This is a genomic window from Bradyrhizobium sp. SZCCHNR1015 (assembly GCF_032489875.1).
Taxonomy (GTDB): domain Bacteria; phylum Pseudomonadota; class Alphaproteobacteria; order Rhizobiales; family Xanthobacteraceae; genus Bradyrhizobium.
In genome coordinates, this window is sequence record NZ_JAUEYW010000011.1 from 151,451 (window position 1) to 169,037 (window position 17,587).

Below are 17,587 nucleotides of genomic sequence, written 5' to 3' on the forward strand. Positions count from 1 at the left end.
CGGAGATCAACGATGAGCAGGATGATCCACAACCATCAGACGAGAGCAATCCGAATTGCCCTGGCCGCCTCTGCCGTGACCGTGTTGGTGGCCGGCGGCGCGGTCGCCGCTCCGAAGGGCCGGTCGCCCGCCAAGGATCAGCATTTCATGACCGAGGCGATCGAGGGCGACATGTCCGAGGTGAACATGGGCAAGCTGGCGCAGCAGAAGGGGCAGAGCGATCAGGTCAAGCAGTTCGGGCAGGCCTTGCAGCAGGACCATAGCGAGCATCTGCAGAAGGCGCAGCAGCTTGCGAGCCAGAACGGGATGAAGGTGCCGTCCGAGCCGAGCAGGAAGCAGAAGGCCATCTACAACCGGTTGGAAGGCATGTCCGGCGGTCGGTTCGACCAGGCGTTTGCGCAGGCGATGGTTCGCGATCACCAGGAGGATATCAAGAAGTATCAGAAGCAGGCGGCGGCAAACTCACCGCTGTCGGACTTCGCCCAGCAGACCGTGCCGGTGCTGCAGAAACACCTCGACATGGCGAAATCCTTGGCGAAATGACATGCGCCAGAGCGATCACGATGCCTCCGCCTTGTCGAGGCGTCGTGATCGCCAAAGAACGCGCTATCTGAAGAACGCGTTGCAGATCACGACGCCAATGCACGCCGGCCGAGACGCTGGCGAAGCAGCATCGCAAGAGGGCCGAGCCAGGACCGGCGGAAAATCGCACGTCGGCACCGCGCGTTCGGCATTGGAGTGCCGTCCGCCCGAGCATTGCCCGACCTTCGTCCGGCTGCTAGCATTCTCCCGTGAGGCACGGGCAAACGAAAGACGATGACCGACGTGATGACCGAATCGGAAAAGGCGCAGCAGATCGTGGCTGCGCTGAGGGCGGCGAAGGCGAGCCCGCCGGAAGCGGCACTGCAGACGTTGAACGGCCTGATGGGCCTCGTCCGCAGCCCGAGCGCGGAGCAGCCGCTCGAGGTGGAGGAGGCGCGCTCGGCGGCCTTCATGTCGATCTGCGAGGTCGGCAAGGCACTGCATCGGGGGCTGCCGACGGAGGCCCTGTGGCCGACGGCGCTGTCGGCCAGCGAGCGCTGGCTGGCGCTCGCCAAGTGAGAAAGGGCGAGTGAGAAAGAACCAGACCATGAGGTGGCGCGCAATGGCGCCGGGCGATCTTGCTGATGTCGATGAGATCGCCGCCCGCGTGCACCCGAACTATCCCGAGGACAAGAGTGTTTTCGCGGAGCGCCTGCGTCTCCATCCTGATGGCTGCCGCGTGCTGCGTGGGACGGGCGCGGGCATCGCCGGCTATGTGCTCAGCCATCCCTGGCATCTCGGCCGGCCCCCGGCCTTGAACCTGCTGATCGGCAGCATTCCGCCGGCTGCGGCGACCTACTACATCCACGATCTCGCCTTGCTGCCCGAGGCCCGCGGCAGCGGCTCGGCGACCGTGATCGTCGAGGAGCTGATCCGACACGCGCGTGCGCTCGGCCTGAAGTCGCTGTCCTTGATCGCCGTCAACGGCTCGACGCCATTCTGGGAGAGGCAAGGATTTGCGGTCGACAAGACAGCCGCTGCCGATCCGACCGGCAGCTATGGCAGCGACGCGAACCTGATGATCCTGCGGCTCGCCTGAATTGCACGCGCTTCGTTCGCGGCGGCGGTCCAACGCGAAGCGGCCCGGCGATGGGCCGGGCCGCTCGCTGGTCTTGATGTGCTCTATTCCGGCATCGACATTGGCCGCCGCCACATGTCGCGCCGCCGGCTGAAGCGGTTGGCGTGCAGCATCCATCCGGTGACAGGCTTGCCGTCGCGGTGACGGCCACCGCTCTCCGCAGCCGCCCAGGCGGCGACGGCGCCGAGCAGCAGCGCGGTGGCAACCGAGAACGCCAGGATGACAGTGCCGGCGCGGGTATGCGAGATCGCGCTCTTGGCTTCTGCGATCACGCTGTCCACCCGCCGCTCCGCATCGGGCGCAGCAAGACCCGTCGTGCCGGTGACGAGCTGCACGAGATAGCTGCGATCGTCCGGGCTGACGCCATTGTGGCTCGACGCCGTGAGCAGGATGCGGCCGGCCTCGCTGCGCGCGGGGGCGAGATCCGGGCTGGGTACCCGCCGGGGCGCGCGGAACAGATGGTCGAGCTCATAGCTCAGGATCGACGGTTCATTGGCCGTCGCCGGCGTAGTCAGCGGATGGGTCCGTGTCGCCGCGGACGCGCCGAGTACGGCCAGGGTGGCGCCGAGCACGACCGCCAGCGCCCAGGCTGTGACGCCGTGCAGGCCGTCCCGCTTCTCGGTCTCCTCGCTTTCGGCGAGCCCGTGCGGTGCGCGCAAGCGGCCCGCCATGTAGCCGCCGCAGCCGAAGCTGATCAGCGCCTGCAGCACCAGATAGAGTCCGGACAGGAGCCAGAGCGCCACCGAGGCGTCGCGCCATGTCGGCGCGGTGGAGCTGACACCGAGACCGACCGACATGGCAAAGCTGATCAGGATCGAAGAGACCGCCGCCGCGGTCAAAGCTCCCGCAACGACCGGCGTCCATTGCAGGGTCCAGCTATCGGCCGTCGCGCTTGAAACGGGTGAGGCGACGACCGGCGCAGTTTCCATGGCCATGATCGTCGTCTCAACGCAGGCCGAAGAACGATAGAACGGCCATGATGACCACGATCAGCCCCACGAGATAAATCAGTCCGTCCATGATGATCCTCCTCCGATTGGACATTGGTCGCCGTATAAGCGACGGCGAGCCGCAATGTTCCGTGCGCCGGGCGGCGGAGGAGGAGAGCACGCGCGACTGCCGGCGCCGGAGTAAGGCTTGCCACAACGGCTAACGGATCATCGTGCCGTTGCGCGACGCAATAGAACAGGGCCGGGGGAGCACGGGGGCCTGACATCCCGCCGCTAGCCATCTCTCAATCGATGGCGCTGATCGTGCACCGCGCAAGAGGCTGACGCAACGGTCCACGCTCAATAGCGTCGGTCGTAGCCGCGCTGCCGGGCATAGGCGTAGGCGGGGTTGATGCCGCAGCCGGCATCGGTGCCGGAGGCGGAAGCCAGGCACTGGCGATAGGTGGAGAATTGGCAGTTGCCCGGATAGCCCCAGATCCTGCCTTGCAGGCAGTAGCGGTCCTGGGCGGCGGATGCGGGCGAGATCGCGGCAAAGCTCGCGAGGACGGCGGTGGCGGACAGCGAGGCAAATAACAGGCGGCGCATGCGTTTATCCTTGCGTTGAAAAGTCCCGTTGCAACGCGAGGGTGCGCAGGCCCGTTCCTCGCGCGCAACATAACTGTTTTGTGTCGGCGCCGCAGCGACGCGTTCACAGGCCGGCGAAATTGTCTGGATGTTGGCGCCCGAGTTGGCCTCTTGAAGGTCTGAGGCAGCCCCACCGTTGCGGAGCCTGGCAACGCGAGTCATGACGTGATGCCGGAACATTCGTCCACCGCACCGGTTGCTTTTTGGCCGCTGGTGATGGACCGATCCCATGTTTCGCCGATCCAAGACGTCAGACGCCGCCCATCGCGACTCTTTGAGCGTTTTCGCGGGCCGCCCGCGCACACCTGGCACCGGCGGGATGCTGGCTCTGCTCGGGTTCGCGTTCCTGATCCACTATTTCGATCAGCGGCCCGAACAGGCGGAGCGCTCGCGAGGCGCGAGCCGGGCCGGCGCTGGACACGGCCGGCTGGCGCGTTCGCCCGCGGAGATTCCCGCGCGCGGCTGGAAGGACGTCCTGCTCCGGGTCTATGAGAATGTCACCGAGCACAGGATCATTGCGCTCGCCGCAGGCATGACCTTCTACACCCTGCTGGCGATCTTTCCGGCGCTGGCCGCGCTGGTGGCAATCTACGGCCTGTTCTCCGATCCGGCCAAAATCACCGGACATCTGGAACAGTTGCAGGGCTTGATGCCCGGCGGCGCCATCGACATTGCGCGCGACCAGTTGACGCGCGTTTCCGCCAACGGCCGTCAGGCGCTCGGCATCACCTTCCTCGTCAGCCTCGCGATCTCGCTGTGGAGCGCCAATGCGGCGATGAAGTCGCTCTTCGACACGCTCAACATCGTTTATCGCGAACCCGAGAGGCGTGGCTTCATCAAGCTGAACGCGATTTCGCTGCTGTTCACCGGCGGCGCGATCCTGTTCGCGCTGCTCGCCATCGGTGCCGTCGTCGTGCTCCCGGTGCTGCTGAACTATCTCGGCATGTCCGGGGCCGGCGATCTGGTGCTGCGGATCGGCCGCTGGCCCGCGATCTTCATCTGCGTCGCGCTCGGACTGGCCCTGATTTACCGCTACGGGCCGGACCGCGAGGAGCCCAAATGGCGCTGGATCAGTTGGGGCAGCGCGCTGGCGGCGGCGCTGTGGCTCGCGGGCTCGGCGCTGTTTTCCTGGTATGCGGCCAATTTCGGCAGCTTCAACGCGACCTACGGCTCGCTCGGCGCCGCCATCGGCTTCATGACCTGGATCTGGATCTCCGCCATCGTGATCCTGATCGGTGCCGAGCTCGATGCCGAATTGGAGCATCAGACCCTGCGCGACACCACCACCGGCGTCGCACAGCCGCTCGGCACCCGCGGCGCCGCGATGGCTGACACGGTGGGCCGGGCGAGCTGATCGGCCGTCGGCTGAGAAGACGGGTGCGATCGGCGTCAGCCGTGCATGGCGCCCGCGCCACGATCCTGTAGAACCGCCCGCTGCCTGGGATGGAACTATGGAACTGGGGAACCCGAGGCGGATCGACTGTGTTCCTATCCGGTCGTCGCGAATCCCCGAGTTATCGGTTTCGCTGCCGCGTCGTCTCGATTGTCATAACGGAGCTTTTGCATGACGGAGCAGCCTGTTCGCGGAGGCGACGAGGGCGGGCCCACGGATCTGCCACGCATTTCGACCGGAAGCGAAGGCCTCGACGACATTCTCGGCGGCGGCTTCGATCCCAATCGCCTGTATCTGTATGAAGGCCGGCCCGGCACCGGGAAAACCACCATCGCGCTGCAGTTCCTGCTCAAGGGCGTGAGCTGCGGCGAGCGCGTGCTCTACATCACCCTGTCGGAGACCCGGCGCGAGCTCGAGCTGGTGGCGCGGCGGCACGGCTGGTCGCTGGCCGGCGTCGACATCTTCGAGCTGGTGCCGCCGGAAACGACGCTCGACCCCGAGCGTGAGCTCACTGTCTTTCATCCGGCCGAGGTCGAGCTCAGCGAGACCACCAGCCTGATGTTCAACGAGGTCGAGCGGATTAATCCGAGCCGCGTCGTGATCGACAGCCTGTCGGAGCTTCGCCTGCTGGCCCAGAGCCCGCTGCGCTACCGCCGCCAGGTGCTGGCGTTGAAGCACTTCTTCGCCAAGCGCAGCTGTACCGTCGTCCTGCTCGATGATCTGTCGTCGGCCCAGGACGACCTGCAGCTGCACTCGGTTGCGCATGGCGTCGTGATGCTGGAGCAGCTCGCGATCGACTACGGCGCGGAGCGCCGCCGGCTGCGCGTGATCAAGATGCGCGGCATCGCGTTCCGCGGCGGCTACCATGACTTCACCATTGCGTCCGGCGGGCTCAAGATCTTTCCGCGCCTCGTCGCCGCGGAGCATCACCGGACGTTCGCGGGCGATGTCACGCCGAGCGGCAATGCCGAACTCGATCAGCTCCTCGGCGGCGGACTGGAGCGCGGTACCAACGCGCTGCTCATCGGTGCCGCCGGCGTCGGCAAATCCTCGGTCGCGCTGATCTATGCGATCGCGGCGGCCCAGCGCGGCGAGCATGCCGTATTCTTTGCCTTCGACGAGGGCCGCGGCACCGTCGAAGCCCGCGCGCGGACGCTCGGCATACCGCTCGGTGAACTCATCGAGTCCGGGCGCATCCGCTTTCAGCAGGTCGATCCGGCCGAGTTGTCGCCGGGCGAGTTCGGCGCCATCGTCCGGCAGAGCGTCGAGCAGGACAATGCCCGCGTCATCATCATCGACAGCCTCAACGGCTATCTCAACGCGATGCCGGACGAGCGGTTTCTGATCCTGCAGATGCACGAACTCTTGACCTATCTGGCCCAGCAGGGCGTGCTGACGATCCTGGTGCTCGCGCAGCATGGCATGGTCGGGCCGATGGATACGCCGCTGGACATCAGCTATCTCAGCGATGCCGTCCTGATGCTGCGCTATTTCGAGGTCGGCGGCGCGGTTCGGCGCGCCTTGTCGGTGGTCAAGAAGCGCAGCGGCCACCACGAGCACAGCATTCGCGAATTTCGCCTGAGCAGCGCGGGCATCAGCCTCGGTCCGCCGCTCAAGAATTTCAGCGGCATCTTCTCCGGCAATCCGCACTTCACCGGGACGGATTTCCCCGACATGGACATGCGGGATGAGCATTGAGCAAGATCACCGTGTCCTCGTCTTCGCGCCGATCGGGCGGGACGGACCGGCATCGGCGGAGCTGCTCCGCAGCGCAAGTATCGAGGCGGCGGTCTGCTCGGACCTGGCGCATCTGCTCCGTGAGATGAGCGCAGGCGTCGGCGCGGTCTTCGTTGCCGAGGAGGGGCTGTTTGCTCAGGACACCGCTCCCCTCACGCAATGGGTCGAACGCCAGCCGGCCTGGTCCGACCTGCCCTTCATTGTGCTCACCAGCCACCGCGAGCAGCGCGCCGTCGTCATCTGGCGGCGCAACCTCGTGAGTGCGCTGCGCAACGTCTCGCTGCTCGAACGGCCGATCCAGCCGATCACGCTCACCAGCGCGGTTCAATCGGCGCTGCGGGCGCGGCGCCGCCAATACCAGATCCGCGCGCTGATCCAGGCGCGCGAGCAGGCGGCGCAGCAGCTCGAGCAGCTCGTCGTCGAGCGGACCCGGGCGCTCGCGGAATCGAACGAGCATCTTCGCATCGAGATGGCCGAGCGCGCACGGGTCGAGGAGACGCTGCGCCAGGCGCAGAAGATCGAGGCCATCGGCCGCCTGACCGGCGGCGTGGCGCACGACTTCAACAACCTGCTGATGGTGATCTCCGGCGGCCTCGACATGCTCGACCGCCAGGGCGATCCGGCGCGGCGCCGCCGCCTGATGGACGGCATGATCCAGGCGGCGCAGCGCGGCGCCAGCCTGACCCGGCAGTTGCTGGCGTTCTCGCGCCGGCAGGAGCTGCGGCCCGAGCCGGTCGACATTGCCCGCCAGATCGGCGGCATGCGCGAGCTGCTCGACCGCAGCCTGCGCGGCGACGTGCACGTCGAGTTCGACTTCCCCGACGCGCTGTGGCCCGTCGAGGTCGATCCGGGCGAGCTCGAGCTCGTGGTGCTCAATCTCGCCGTCAATGCCCGCGACGCGATGCCGGCCGGCGGCACGATCCTGGTCCGGGCCGAGAACCTGCGAAACCTGCAGGACGACGAATTGGCCGGCGACTATGTCCGCCTCTCGGTGATCGACACCGGCACCGGCATGACGGAGGACGTCCGGGTGCGGGTGTTCGAGCCGTTCTTCACCACCAAGGATGTCGGCAAGGGCTCAGGGCTCGGACTCGCCCAGGTCTACGGCTTCGTCACCCAGTCGCGCGGCACCGTCCGCATCGACTCGGAGGTGGGCAAGGGCACGACGATTGCGCTGTACCTTCCGCGATCCGCGCAGGCGGCGTCCAGGCAGCAGCACCATCTCCTCGACCTGCAGCGGCCGCGGGCGCGCCAGCATGATGAGGGCCGCATTCTCCTGGTCGAGGACGACGACGAGGTCGCGGCCCTGGTCGGCGAGATGCTGCGCCAGCTCGGCTATGAGGTGACCCGCGCCTCCAGCGCCGCGGCCGCGCTCGGCGCGCTCGCCGACGGACGCACGGTCGACCTCGTGTTCTCCGACGTCATGATGCCGGGGGGCATGAATGGTGTCGAGCTGGCACGCGAGATTCAGAAGCGGCGCGGCGACATGCCGATCCTGCTGACCAGCGGCTATTCCGGCGCTGCCGTTCACGCCGCCAAGGAGGCCGGCGTCCGCATCCTGTCGAAACCGTATCGCATCGATGAGCTGGCCGCCGCGCTCGACGCGGTGAAGATGGGCCACGTTTGGACGCAGGCCCGCATTTCCTCATAGGGAGCTGGGAGCGCTGATAGCGAGCTGCGGCCTTGGACCTTTCACAGCCGTCAACCGCGCTCGATCAGCACCGAAACTGCGACATGCCCGATCTGGCCGTCATCGGAGCTGACCTCGAGGCAGACGTTCGTCGAGGAGGGATGGAGTCGCTCGCGCGCGATTGCACAGTGGGAGCACGATCATCCCTCTGCCGCCGGCTCGAAGCGGGGAAGCCCGCGATCATCGAAAACGGCTGAATGCGGGTTTGTTCCTCGCGGATCAGATTTTTTTTGCCGGCAGCCAGTCGCGACCGAACCGGTTGCTCACCGCCGGTCGTCCATCCAGTTGACAGATCCGCAGGCGGTACAATTGAACAGACGCGCCGCTTCGCCGGTTCGCGGGTTCAGGATGCTCTGAACCGCGCGCGCCGGTTGGCCGCAGCTGCGGCAGCGCGCCGGCTCGGTCCGGCCGCTGCGGGAGTCACTGCTCTGATCCGACACGTCTGTCATGGCCGCCCCGAAACGGACGGGAGCAGACGGTGGATCAGGTCGAGCGCGCACGCCGGTCTGAGACGGGAGCGGGGGCGCCCGAAGCTGGCCTTGTCCAGTCGATCCGCGGTTCGCTGCACCCGGCCGCGCTGCGATGACCTGCCGACAAAATAGATGGCGTCGGTGTCGGGCCGCCGAGCCTTGCATCGTCCTCTGCGAAGGATACGGAGGACTCCAGACATGACCCCCAGAATAGTCACCGCGGACGAATGGACCGAAGCTCATCGCGCCCACCTCACCCAGGAGAAGGCCTTCATCAGGCAGCGCGATGCGCTGGCTGCCGCCCGCCGGGCGCTGCCGTGGGTCCGGGTCGAGAAGGACTATGTCTTCCAGGCGGCGGATGGACCCGTGAGCCTGGCTGACCTGTTTCAGGGACGGAGCCAGCTGATCGTCTATCATTTCATGATGGCGCCGGGCGATCCGCACCGCTGTCCCGGCTGCTCGTTCCTGTGCGACCACATCGACGGCGCCAACCAGCACCTCCGCCATCACGACGTCAGCCTGGTCGCCGTCTCGCGTGCGCCGCTCGCCGAGATCGCCCCGTTCAAGGCGCGCATGGGCTGGGCGTTCGACTGGGTGTCATCCGAGGGCGGTGATTTCAATTTCGACTTTCAGGTCTCGTTCTCGGACGAGCAGATCGTGACGGGCCAGGCCGTCTACAATTTCGCCCCCTTGACGCGCAGGTCGCCCGAGCTCCCGGGGCTGACCGTGTTCACCAAGGACGATGCCGGCACCATCTTCTGCACCTTCCAGGTCCGCTCCCGCGGCGGCGATCCGCTGATCGGCGCCTATCACTATCTCGATCTCACGCCCAAGGGTCGCAACGAGACCGGCCGCGGCAATCTCTCCGATTGGGTGCGCCTGCACGATGAATATGAGGAAACCGGCGCGCGAGACTGTCATTGCGGCCGGTAGATCGAAACGGGCGGGGCGGATCGGCGCAGCGTGATCCGCCGCGCCGTCACACCGACGGCGACGGCACGATCTCGCTGCAGGAATTCCAGGCGACGCATGAGCGCATCTTCAAGGCCATGGACAGCAACAAGGACGGCAAGTTGACCCCGGAAGAGATGCAGGCGTTCATGCACGGGCCGCAATGACCGGCGTCAAAACGGCGTGATGGCCTGGCCTGCGCCGCCGCGAGTCCGGCACGGGCGGCCATTTCGCTGATCTCGATCAAGTGCACGCCGCACGGACGCGCAACAGTGCCGCCGGGAGATCCCATGGCCGCGCGCGACGAACCGTGTTGACGCGGCGGCAGACCAGCCGGAAAGAGGCGAGCATGAGCTACTATTTTGCCAAAGCGGTGAATCTATCGTTCGAAGCAGCGATCGAGCGGGTGACCGCGGAGCTGAAGGCACGCGGCTTTGGCGTTCTGACCCGCATCGATGTGCAGGCGACGCTGCGCGAGAAGATCGGCGCCGACTTTCGGCCCTACACCATTCTGGGCGCCTGCAATCCGAAGCTGGCGCATGAGGCATTGCAGGCGGAGAGCCGGATCGGCACCATGCTTCCCTGCAACGTCATCGTCCAGGAGATCGGCGGGAAGGTCGAGGTCGCGGCCGTGAATCCCGTCGCCTCGATGCAGGCCATCGAGAACCTGGCGCTTGCGACGCTCGCCACAAAGGTCTCCGACGCCCTGAAGGCGGTGGTCGAGGCGGTCTAGCGCCGCTGTTCAACGGGACCGCCGCTGATCGAGGCTCGCCAGCCCAGGTGCATGACGACATCAGCGCGGATGGAGCGCGGCGATCGCCCGCGCGCATCAGGCATTCTTGCAGTGGCGGTTACTCCCGGTGCCGAAGTGCTGCGAGCTGGTGCGGCTGCTCGGGAAGGAGCTGCGCGCCAACAACAAGGCGGCGCTCGGCCACCTGGTCCCGCAGCCGCTGTCTGCCGCAGCAGGGCTGCGGCGGGCATGCGATCGACCGACTTGACCCCCCACGATCTCCACGCCACGCGCCCCGATTGACGACGCTTCAGGGGCCGCAGCGTAGCTTCCGCGCGCCGTCCTTGTATGTCGGGCGTCATGTAACAGCGGTAGAACTACGGAAAAGCCGGAGTTTCTCAACGCGCTTTAACGAGACTGGAACAAGTTGCATCAATTTTGCGCAGACATGTCGCCGGGCGCGCGGGGACGATCGTCATCGCCGCCGACCATCTGCAAACGAACTATTCATCTGGAGGTTACCTTGTTGTTTCGATCGAACAGCCGCTCGGACGCGGAAGCACAGCTTGCAGCAATCAGTCGCGCGATGGCGGTGATCGAATTCCAGCTCGACGGCACGATCATCACCGCGAACAAGAACTTCCTGAACGCACTCGGCTATCAGCTGGAGGAAATCCAGGGCAGGCATCACAGCATGTTCGTGGAGCCGTCCGAACGCGACAGTGCCGCCTACCGCGAGTTCTGGGCGGCGCTGAGCCGCGGCGAGCTCAAGGCCGCCGAGTTCAAGCGCATCGGCAAGGGCGGTCGCGAAATCTGGATCGAGGCGTCCTATAATCCCGTCCTCGACAGCGCCGGCAAGCCCGTGAAGGTCGTCAAGTTCGCGACCGACATCACGGAGAAGAAGCTGCGCAGCATGGCCGATGGCTCCAAGCTTGCCGCCATCGACCGCGCGCAGGCCATGATCGAGTTCAAGCTCGACGGCACCATCGTCGGTGCCAACAAGAATTTCCTGGATGCGCTGGGCTATCGCCTCGACGAGATCCAGGGCAAGCATCACAGCATGTTCGTCGAACCCGCGCTGCGCGACAGCCAAGCCTATCGCGAGTTCTGGGCTGCGCTCAATCGCGGCGAATACCAGGGCGGCGAGTACAAGCGCATCGGCAAGGGCGGCAAGGAGGTATGGATCCTCGCCACCTACAATCCGGTGCTCGATGCGGCGGGCAGGCCGATCGGGGTCGTGAAGTTCGCGACCGACGTCACCGCGCAGAAGCTGAAGAACGCCGACCTCGCCGGGCAGATCGAGGCCATCGGCAAGTCGCAGGCGGTGATCGAGTTCAACATGGACGGCACGGTCATCACCGCGAACGACAACTTCCTGCGCGCGCTCGGCTACACGCTGGCCGAGATCCAGGGCAAGCATCACAGCATGTTCGTCGAACCATCCGAGCGGGAGAGCGGCGCCTACCGCGATTTCTGGGCGAGCCTGAACCGCGGCCAGTATCAGTCGGCCGAGTACAAGCGCATCGGCAAGGGCGGCCGTGAGGTCTATATCCAGGCCTCCTACAATCCGATCCTCGACCTCAACGGCAAGCCGTTCAAGGTGGTCAAATACGCCACCGACGTCACCCGGCAGGTCTTCGTTCGCATGGGCAACGAGCGTGTGCGCGCCATGATGGAATCGGTGGCGGCGGGCGCGGAGGAGCTCAACGCGTCCGTGCGCGAGATTTCCGAAGCCATGACGAAATCGCGCGAGACCGCCATGGGCGCGGTGGACCGTGTCACCTCGGCCGACGCGCAGGCGCAGCGGCTCTCGGATGCCGCTCAGTCGATGAGTGGCATCGTCGAGATGATCCACAACATCACCGGCCAGATCAATCTGCTGGCGCTGAACGCCACCATCGAGTCCGCCCGGGCCGGCGAAGCGGGCAGGGGCTTTGCCGTCGTTGCATCCGAGGTCAAGAACCTGGCAACCCAGGCGAAGACCGCCACCGACAAGATCGCGACCGAGATCGACAGCCTCAACAATATCTCCGGGGGCGTCGTCACGTCCCTGAGTTCGATCAAGCAGGCGATCCAGAACGTCAGCGAGTATGTGACGTCGACGGCGGCCGCCGTCGAGGAGCAGAGCACGGTGACGAGCGAGATGTCGTCGAGCATGGCGCGTGCCGCGGCCGAGGCTCAGGCCCTGGCCGAACGCGCGGCGGCTTGAGGCCGGACCGGAAAGCGCCGAGCGCGCGGTGGCTTGTCAATCCAGGCCGCCGCGCGGTTGCAGGCAATGCCGCCGCCCCGCGCGTCGTGCGCCTGTCGTCTTCGCCGAATTCCACCTTTCTCATCGGGGCGATCCGTGGCTGATATCCTCGCATTTCCCGCCCGGGCCTCGTTGCGGATCATCGGCGCGAAAGCAGAACGGCTGAGCGATGCGGTGGTCACCAGCGAGATCGGACGGCTGCGGCGCGAATTGGAGGCTTGGCGAAGCGCGGTCGACAATCTGGACCGGTGCATCAGGTCGGATCCGGCCCTCGCATCGCTTGCGGCCGAGTGCGACAAGATCCGCGACCTGATCTCCGTCACCGCGGCCAAGCTCGAAACATTGCCGTAGAGCCTTGCCGGCCGAGCAGTCGTGGTCAGGCCGGGATCGGCTGCTCCGGGCAGTTCGTCAGCCGGGCCGGCGTGCCCACGGCCGTGCAGCCAGCCGGCACATCGGACGTAACGAGTGCTCCGGCGCCGATCTTGGCAAAATCACCGATCGCGACGTCGCCCAGCACGGTCGCGCCCGAGGAGAGCAGCACGCCGCGGCCGATCCGCGGGGCGCGGCCGGGCAGCGCGTCGTGTCGTCCGATCGTGACGTTCTGCAGGATGGTGACGTCGTCGCCGATGCTGCTGTGGGCGCCGATGACGATGCCGGTGGCATGATCGAGAAACATCCCGGTGCCGAGCCGCGCCGAGGGATGGATGCTCACCTGCAGCGACGTTGACGTGTCCGCCTGCAGCAGTAGCGCCAGGTCGGGCTGCCCGTTGCTCCAGAGCCAGTGCGCGACGCGATGCGCCTGCAGTGCGACGTAGCCTTTGTAGTTCAGCAGGGGCGGCAGCAGCGCCGTCGTCGCTGGATCCTGCGTCGCGATCGCACCGAGGTCGTGACCCGCCGCCTCGACGAGCTCAGGCGCGGCGGCATACGCCTCGCGCGCGACCGCGGCAAACCGGGCGCGCGCGGCATCGCCGCTGCCGATGCGGACGCCAATCTGCTGCGCGACGGCACTGCCGAGATCAGAATGGTCGAGGATTGCAGCCGACAGGATGCGGCTGAACACGGGATCGGCCGCAGCGATGCGCCGGGCCTCGTGCTGGAGCGACGGCCAGAGCTCGGGACTGGATGGGGGCGTGTCGGCCATGGCAGAGCCTGCTCGATGACAGGTGACGGCGGCAATATAGCCTGACCTGCGCGCTGCTGAAACCTGGACGATGCCTCGCGGGCGTTGTCAGCCGATGTGGCCGGCGACATTCCGCCGAAAGCTCGCGGCCCGTTCAGTTCTGCGCCGTCCGCGCCGCCGCGGCGGCGACGCCCGCACCGATCAGAAGGGTGCCGCCCGCCTTGTTGAAGATGCTGATCACCTTCTCGCTCCGTACGAGCGCGCGGGCGCGCGAGGCGATCAGCGCATAGCCGACGGCGTTGGCGAAGGCGAGCACGACGAAGGTCGATTCGAACACGACCATCTGCGTGAGGAAGCTGCCGTTCGGACTGAGAAACTGCGGCAGAAACGCGACGAAGAAGGTGATGCTCTTCGGGTTCAGCGCCGTGACGATCCAGGCGTGACCGAGCATCTTCAGCGCCGAGGTTCGGTCGGTCCGCGGCACGGCGTTGAGCGCGCCGCCGGCCTGCCACAGCTTGATCCCGAGCCAGACGAGATAGGCCGCGCCGATCCATTTCAGCACGGTGAACAGCAGCGCCGAGGTCGCCAGCAGTGCGCCGACGCCCAGCATGGACAAGGTCATGGCGGTGAAGTCGCCCAGCGCGACGCCGACGGCCGTCGGCAGCGCGGTTCGCCATCCCTGGCCCAGCGCATAGGAGACCACCAGCAGAACCGTCGGCCCCGGGATCACCAGGAGGATGATGGACGTTCCGGCAAATGCGAACCAGGTCTCGATCGTCATGCTGATTGTCTCTCGCGAGGACACATGCGACGTTGGTATATCGAGGCGGAAAGGGCCGCAATGATCTTTGTTGCGAGACCCGCTTCAACAGTTCTCCTCGACGATCACGAACGCAAGACGTGTCATGCACGACCTTCGGTCGCTGCGGCGCTCCAATAATTCGTTCGCTTTATAAGAAATTTTACTCTACTGCGTCCATCCTGCTTCGCCACAAGGGCGTATCGCGATCGTCACGACACTTGAGGCGGGGAGGCGATGGTCCTACTCACGCCCAGGCCGGAGATATCGCAGCAGCGCGGGTTCGTTCACGCCGGAACCGTCAGCGCCATCGCGGACACGGCTGCAGGCTATGCGGCGCTCAGCATGATGCCCGCGGACCGCGCAGTTCTAACCACCGAGTTCAAGATCGATCTGGTGGCTCCAGCCGTGGGCCAGCGCATCGTCGCCGAGGGCAGGGTTGTCAAATCAGGCCGGACGCTGACGCTCGCCCAGAGCGAGGTTTTCGCCGAGAGCGGCGGCGAACGGCGGCTCGTTGCTCTCCTGACGGCAACCCTCATGGCTATTGAGGGGCGAGACGAGAACTGTGCTCGCAAGATCAGTAGCGCGCGATGGTGCCGGCAATCTCCTGGCCTGAGGAGTATGACGAGATCAAGCGCCAAACCGTCGTGCATGGAGTGTTGGGATGACAACTGAGACCGCGGAGTCCCGCAATCATATGGAACGCCTTTGCGTTCTAACCATTGAGCTGGATCAAAGATAGGGTAGCAATACTAGTGCACGCTAAAATTGAATAGTGACCTGAGTTGTCAGGGAGGCTCCTGCATGGACTTTTCCCTCAAGTCATTTAGCAAACACTGCCGGCTCGCAATAGCGACCCTGGCCTTCGTCGCGCTGCAGTTCCTCCAGCAGCCTGCGGCTCGGGCAGATTCGGGCGAGTATGCTCGCGTTGGCGGGTGGTCAATCAGATACGACGAGACCGAAGAGATAAACGCCTGCTACGCTGGAATCGCCTTTGCAGACAGTACAACCTTATTAGTAACGTTGGCTGTGAGTGATAAAGAATCCGCTTGGTCCCTGGCGTTTGCGAATCCTAAATGGGACGGGGCGCTGGGAAAGCGAAACAAGATCCATCTTTTCATAACGACTACGAGTGAATGGGAGGGAAATTTCGAGGTTTCCGAGAGAGTCATAATGGTTAAGCAACTCAGTGAGGAATTTGTCCAGAGTGTTGCTGATGCGCGGTCAATCTCAATAAAGAACGAAAGTAAGCAGTCAATCGCAATCGTAAGTATGCAGGACTCTGCCAACGCGATCAATGCGATTCGGCGGTGCGTGCATGATCATCCACGAAAGAGCGCCCCGACCAGTGGGTGGTCGCTAGGATACGATCAACAAGCAGACATCTGTATTGCAAAGGCGACGTTCACGGATGGAACGGCCGTTGGCCTGGGATTCGTTCAGGCTGCTCGAGAGGATGAAAGAGGATTTGGGCTGTTAGTGATCAATCCAAAGTGGAGGGATCTGACCGCGAACAAGACCCAGATTCGTCTTCGCCTTGTCACGACGAGGGAGTTCGACGCGACTTTTGACGTCTCAGATGGTGTCCTGAGCGTCGGTCCGCTCAAGGACGAGTTCATGGCAAGTGTGATTACGGCGGGCTTTCTGGGGATTCGGACTGATGCCGGGCAAAGTCTTGCTCTGCTCAACATGCAAGACGCCATCAGTATAGTGAGGTCGATCAAGCAGTGCGTAGAAGATCATCGGTCGCGAGCCAAGCCAAGCGAAGTTTCCGTGATAACGGGAACGGGATTTTTTGTCGCCCGCGGAGTGATCGTTACGGCCAATCACGTTGTGAGCGGCTGCACGAGCCCGATCAAGGTTCGCTATGCCGACAGAGCAGAGTATGCGGCTACGGTGTACGGTCAGGATGACGCGAATGATCTGGCTTTACTGAGGACCGATATGGGCAATGCCGCTGTTGCTTCGTTCAGCCTCCAGGCGCGTCTTGGAGACAGGGTTGCTGCATTCGGATTTCCGCTTGCAGGCTTGCTCCCGAGCGTTGGCAATTTCACGACTGGGGACGTTACGGCGTTGACCGGCCTAGGGAACGATACGCGGTTCTTGCAGACCTCCGCTCCCGTGCAAAGCGGCAATAGCGGTGGACCGTTGCTCGACATGTCGGGGCGTGTCGTCGGAATCGTGGATAGCAAATTGAATGCATTGGCCATGATGAAGGCTGGCAGGGACATTCCAGAATTAATAAACTTCGCGATTGTATCGCAGATTGTCGTCAATTTCCTCAATCGTCGGGGAGTCTCTCCGGAGATCTCGGCAGCGACGAAAAGTGCTCAGGAGTTGTCATCGGCAGACGTCGCAGAGATTGGTCAGAAGATCAGCGTTCAAGTGTTTTGTTTAGGTAGAGCGGATGTCTCAGGTTCGGAAAAATAGGGGTGCACCATGCGATCTACAGGACAGTGTTTCGCTGTGGCAGTTGCAACGGTTGCGATGGCAGCCGCTTGTTGGGCTCAAGATGCGGGCAAGTCCGATTTTGCCATGTCATGTGCTCCTTGCCATGGAGCCGATGGTAAGGGGGGTGGACCGGTGAGCACGCAGCTGAAATCGGTTCCGTCCGATCTTACGGCGATTGCCAAGAAGAATAATGGAGTGTTTCCTGTTAGTAGTACCTACGAAGTGATCGATGGCAGGCAGGCAATCCTGGCGCATGGTACGCGAGATATGCCCATTTGGGGGTATCGGTATCGGCCAAGTCAAGCGACGCAGTTGAGCTCTGGAGCCGATGCATCGTCATTTGATCCGGACAGTATTGCGAGAGCGCGAATTCTTGCCATAATAGACTATCTTAATCGGATTCAGGAAAAGTAGAAGTTGCCGACTGGGCAACTATGCCGCTCACTTTGTCGATTGGGGTGGGGCGGGCCACGATCTGTGACGGCAGGAAGTGGACTTCAGGAAACGCTGCAGGCTTCCGATTTTACAGATAGTGGCTATGTCCTTCGCGGGATGGGATGTGGCAGCTGTATGGCGTTGCTCGCAGCTGGCGGTGTGGAGCAATCTCTGACCGCCGAGAAGAAAAATCTTTCGCTTTTCCGGAAAATGTGCTCTACTGCGTCCATCCTGCTTCGCCACGAGGGGCGTATCGCGATCGTCACGACACGTGAGGCGGGGAGGCGATGGCCGCTTGCCTGCCGCAGCGTGCTTGCACGCGGACGAAC

General features: G+C 64.4%; 17 protein-coding genes and 1 pseudogene. 14 read left to right on the forward strand and 4 right to left on the reverse strand.

Translation table 11 applies throughout. From position 1 onward, the window contains the following. Nucleotides 1-12 precede the first annotated feature (12 nt). The 3 genes from QX128_RS19780 to QX128_RS19790 all read left to right on the forward strand — a co-directional run bounded on the left by QX128_RS19780 (nucleotide 13) and on the right by QX128_RS19790 (nucleotide 1,621). A complete protein-coding gene (locus tag QX128_RS19780; RefSeq protein WP_409997912.1) occupies nucleotides 13-543 on the forward strand; it encodes a DUF4142 domain-containing protein in 531 nt (176 codons plus the stop codon). 285 nt (nucleotides 544-828) lie between these two features. Beyond that, nucleotides 829-1,101: a hypothetical protein gene (locus QX128_RS19785; protein WP_316178472.1), complete on the forward strand. Its 273-nt coding sequence runs from the start codon at nucleotides 829-831 to the stop codon at nucleotides 1,099-1,101. Between the two features lie 28 nt (nucleotides 1,102-1,129). Continuing rightward, nucleotides 1,130-1,621 (forward strand): GNAT family N-acetyltransferase, encoded by a 492-nt coding sequence (locus QX128_RS19790; protein WP_316238284.1) that lies wholly within the window; start codon nucleotides 1,130-1,132, stop codon nucleotides 1,619-1,621. Nucleotides 1,622-1,704: 83 nt separating this feature from the next. On the opposite strand, the gene QX128_RS19795 is transcribed toward QX128_RS19790, so the two are convergent. Further along, the gene (locus tag QX128_RS19795; protein ID WP_316178281.1) at nucleotides 1,705-2,595 is read right to left on the reverse strand and encodes a hypothetical protein; all 891 of its coding nucleotides are present in this window, start codon (nucleotides 2,593-2,595) and stop codon (nucleotides 1,705-1,707) included. 354 nt (nucleotides 2,596-2,949) lie between these two features. Next, on the reverse strand, nucleotides 2,950-3,195 hold the full coding sequence (locus QX128_RS19800; protein ID WP_315802253.1) for a DUF3551 domain-containing protein: 246 nt from the start codon (nucleotides 3,193-3,195) through the stop codon (nucleotides 2,950-2,952). Between the two features lie 358 nt (nucleotides 3,196-3,553). Between QX128_RS19800 and QX128_RS19805 the strand changes: the two genes are divergently transcribed. The 8 genes and pseudogenes from QX128_RS19805 (at nucleotide 3,554) to QX128_RS19840 (ending at nucleotide 12,804) form a co-directional block, all read left to right on the forward strand. Next, nucleotides 3,554-4,588 carry a YihY/virulence factor BrkB family protein gene (locus QX128_RS19805; RefSeq protein ID WP_316217253.1) on the forward strand — a complete coding sequence of 345 codons (1,035 nt, stop codon included), beginning with the start codon at nucleotides 3,554-3,556 and terminating at the stop codon, nucleotides 4,586-4,588. Between the two features lie 210 nt (nucleotides 4,589-4,798). Continuing rightward, nucleotides 4,799-6,325, forward strand: a complete 1,527-nt coding sequence (locus QX128_RS19810; protein ID WP_316238285.1) for an ATPase domain-containing protein — start codon at nucleotides 4,799-4,801, stop codon at nucleotides 6,323-6,325. Further along, the gene (locus QX128_RS19815) at nucleotides 6,315-8,015 is read left to right on the forward strand and encodes a response regulator (protein WP_316238286.1); all 1,701 of its coding nucleotides are present in this window, start codon (nucleotides 6,315-6,317) and stop codon (nucleotides 8,013-8,015) included. The genes QX128_RS19810 and QX128_RS19815 overlap by 11 nt, the downstream gene beginning before the upstream one ends. 707 nt (nucleotides 8,016-8,722) lie before the next feature. Continuing rightward, nucleotides 8,723-9,457 carry a thioredoxin family protein gene (locus QX128_RS19820; protein ID WP_316178290.1) on the forward strand — a complete coding sequence of 245 codons (735 nt, stop codon included), beginning with the start codon at nucleotides 8,723-8,725 and terminating at the stop codon, nucleotides 9,455-9,457. Between the two features lie 50 nt (nucleotides 9,458-9,507). Beyond that, nucleotides 9,508-9,642, forward strand: a pseudogene (locus QX128_RS19825) (EF-hand domain-containing protein); the annotation flags it as partial. A gap of 182 nt (nucleotides 9,643-9,824) precedes the next feature. Further along, nucleotides 9,825-10,208, forward strand: a complete 384-nt coding sequence (locus QX128_RS19830) for a DUF302 domain-containing protein (RefSeq protein ID WP_316238287.1) — start codon at nucleotides 9,825-9,827, stop codon at nucleotides 10,206-10,208. A gap of 583 nt (nucleotides 10,209-10,791) precedes the next feature. Then, nucleotides 10,792-12,414, forward strand: a complete 1,623-nt coding sequence (locus QX128_RS19835; RefSeq protein ID WP_316238288.1) for a PAS domain-containing methyl-accepting chemotaxis protein — start codon at nucleotides 10,792-10,794, stop codon at nucleotides 12,412-12,414. Nucleotides 12,415-12,585: 171 nt separating this feature from the next. Further along, nucleotides 12,586-12,804, forward strand: coding sequence for a hypothetical protein (locus QX128_RS19840; RefSeq protein WP_316238289.1), 219 nt, complete (start codon nucleotides 12,586-12,588; stop codon nucleotides 12,802-12,804). 25 nt (nucleotides 12,805-12,829) lie between these two features. On the opposite strand, the gene QX128_RS19845 is transcribed toward QX128_RS19840, so the two are convergent. Both QX128_RS19845 and QX128_RS19850 read right to left on the reverse strand, forming a co-directional pair. Next, nucleotides 12,830-13,594, reverse strand: a complete 765-nt coding sequence (locus tag QX128_RS19845; protein WP_316238290.1) for a serine O-acetyltransferase — start codon at nucleotides 13,592-13,594, stop codon at nucleotides 12,830-12,832. 133 nt (nucleotides 13,595-13,727) lie between these two features. Then, on the reverse strand, nucleotides 13,728-14,354 hold the full coding sequence (locus tag QX128_RS19850; protein ID WP_316217246.1) for a LysE family translocator: 627 nt from the start codon (nucleotides 14,352-14,354) through the stop codon (nucleotides 13,728-13,730). A 255-nt stretch (nucleotides 14,355-14,609) separates the two neighbouring features. Between QX128_RS19850 and QX128_RS19855 the strand changes: the two genes are divergently transcribed. From QX128_RS19855 to QX128_RS19865, 3 genes are all read left to right on the forward strand, one after another. Then, a complete protein-coding gene (locus tag QX128_RS19855; protein ID WP_316238291.1) occupies nucleotides 14,610-15,047 on the forward strand; it encodes a PaaI family thioesterase in 438 nt (145 codons plus the stop codon). A gap of 129 nt (nucleotides 15,048-15,176) precedes the next feature. Beyond that, a complete protein-coding gene (locus QX128_RS19860; RefSeq protein ID WP_316217244.1) occupies nucleotides 15,177-16,802 on the forward strand; it encodes a serine protease in 1,626 nt (541 codons plus the stop codon). A gap of 105 nt (nucleotides 16,803-16,907) precedes the next feature. Further along, a complete protein-coding gene (locus tag QX128_RS19865; protein WP_409997924.1) occupies nucleotides 16,908-17,237 on the forward strand; it encodes a hypothetical protein in 330 nt (109 codons plus the stop codon). The last annotated feature ends 350 nt before the right edge of the window (nucleotides 17,238-17,587 follow it).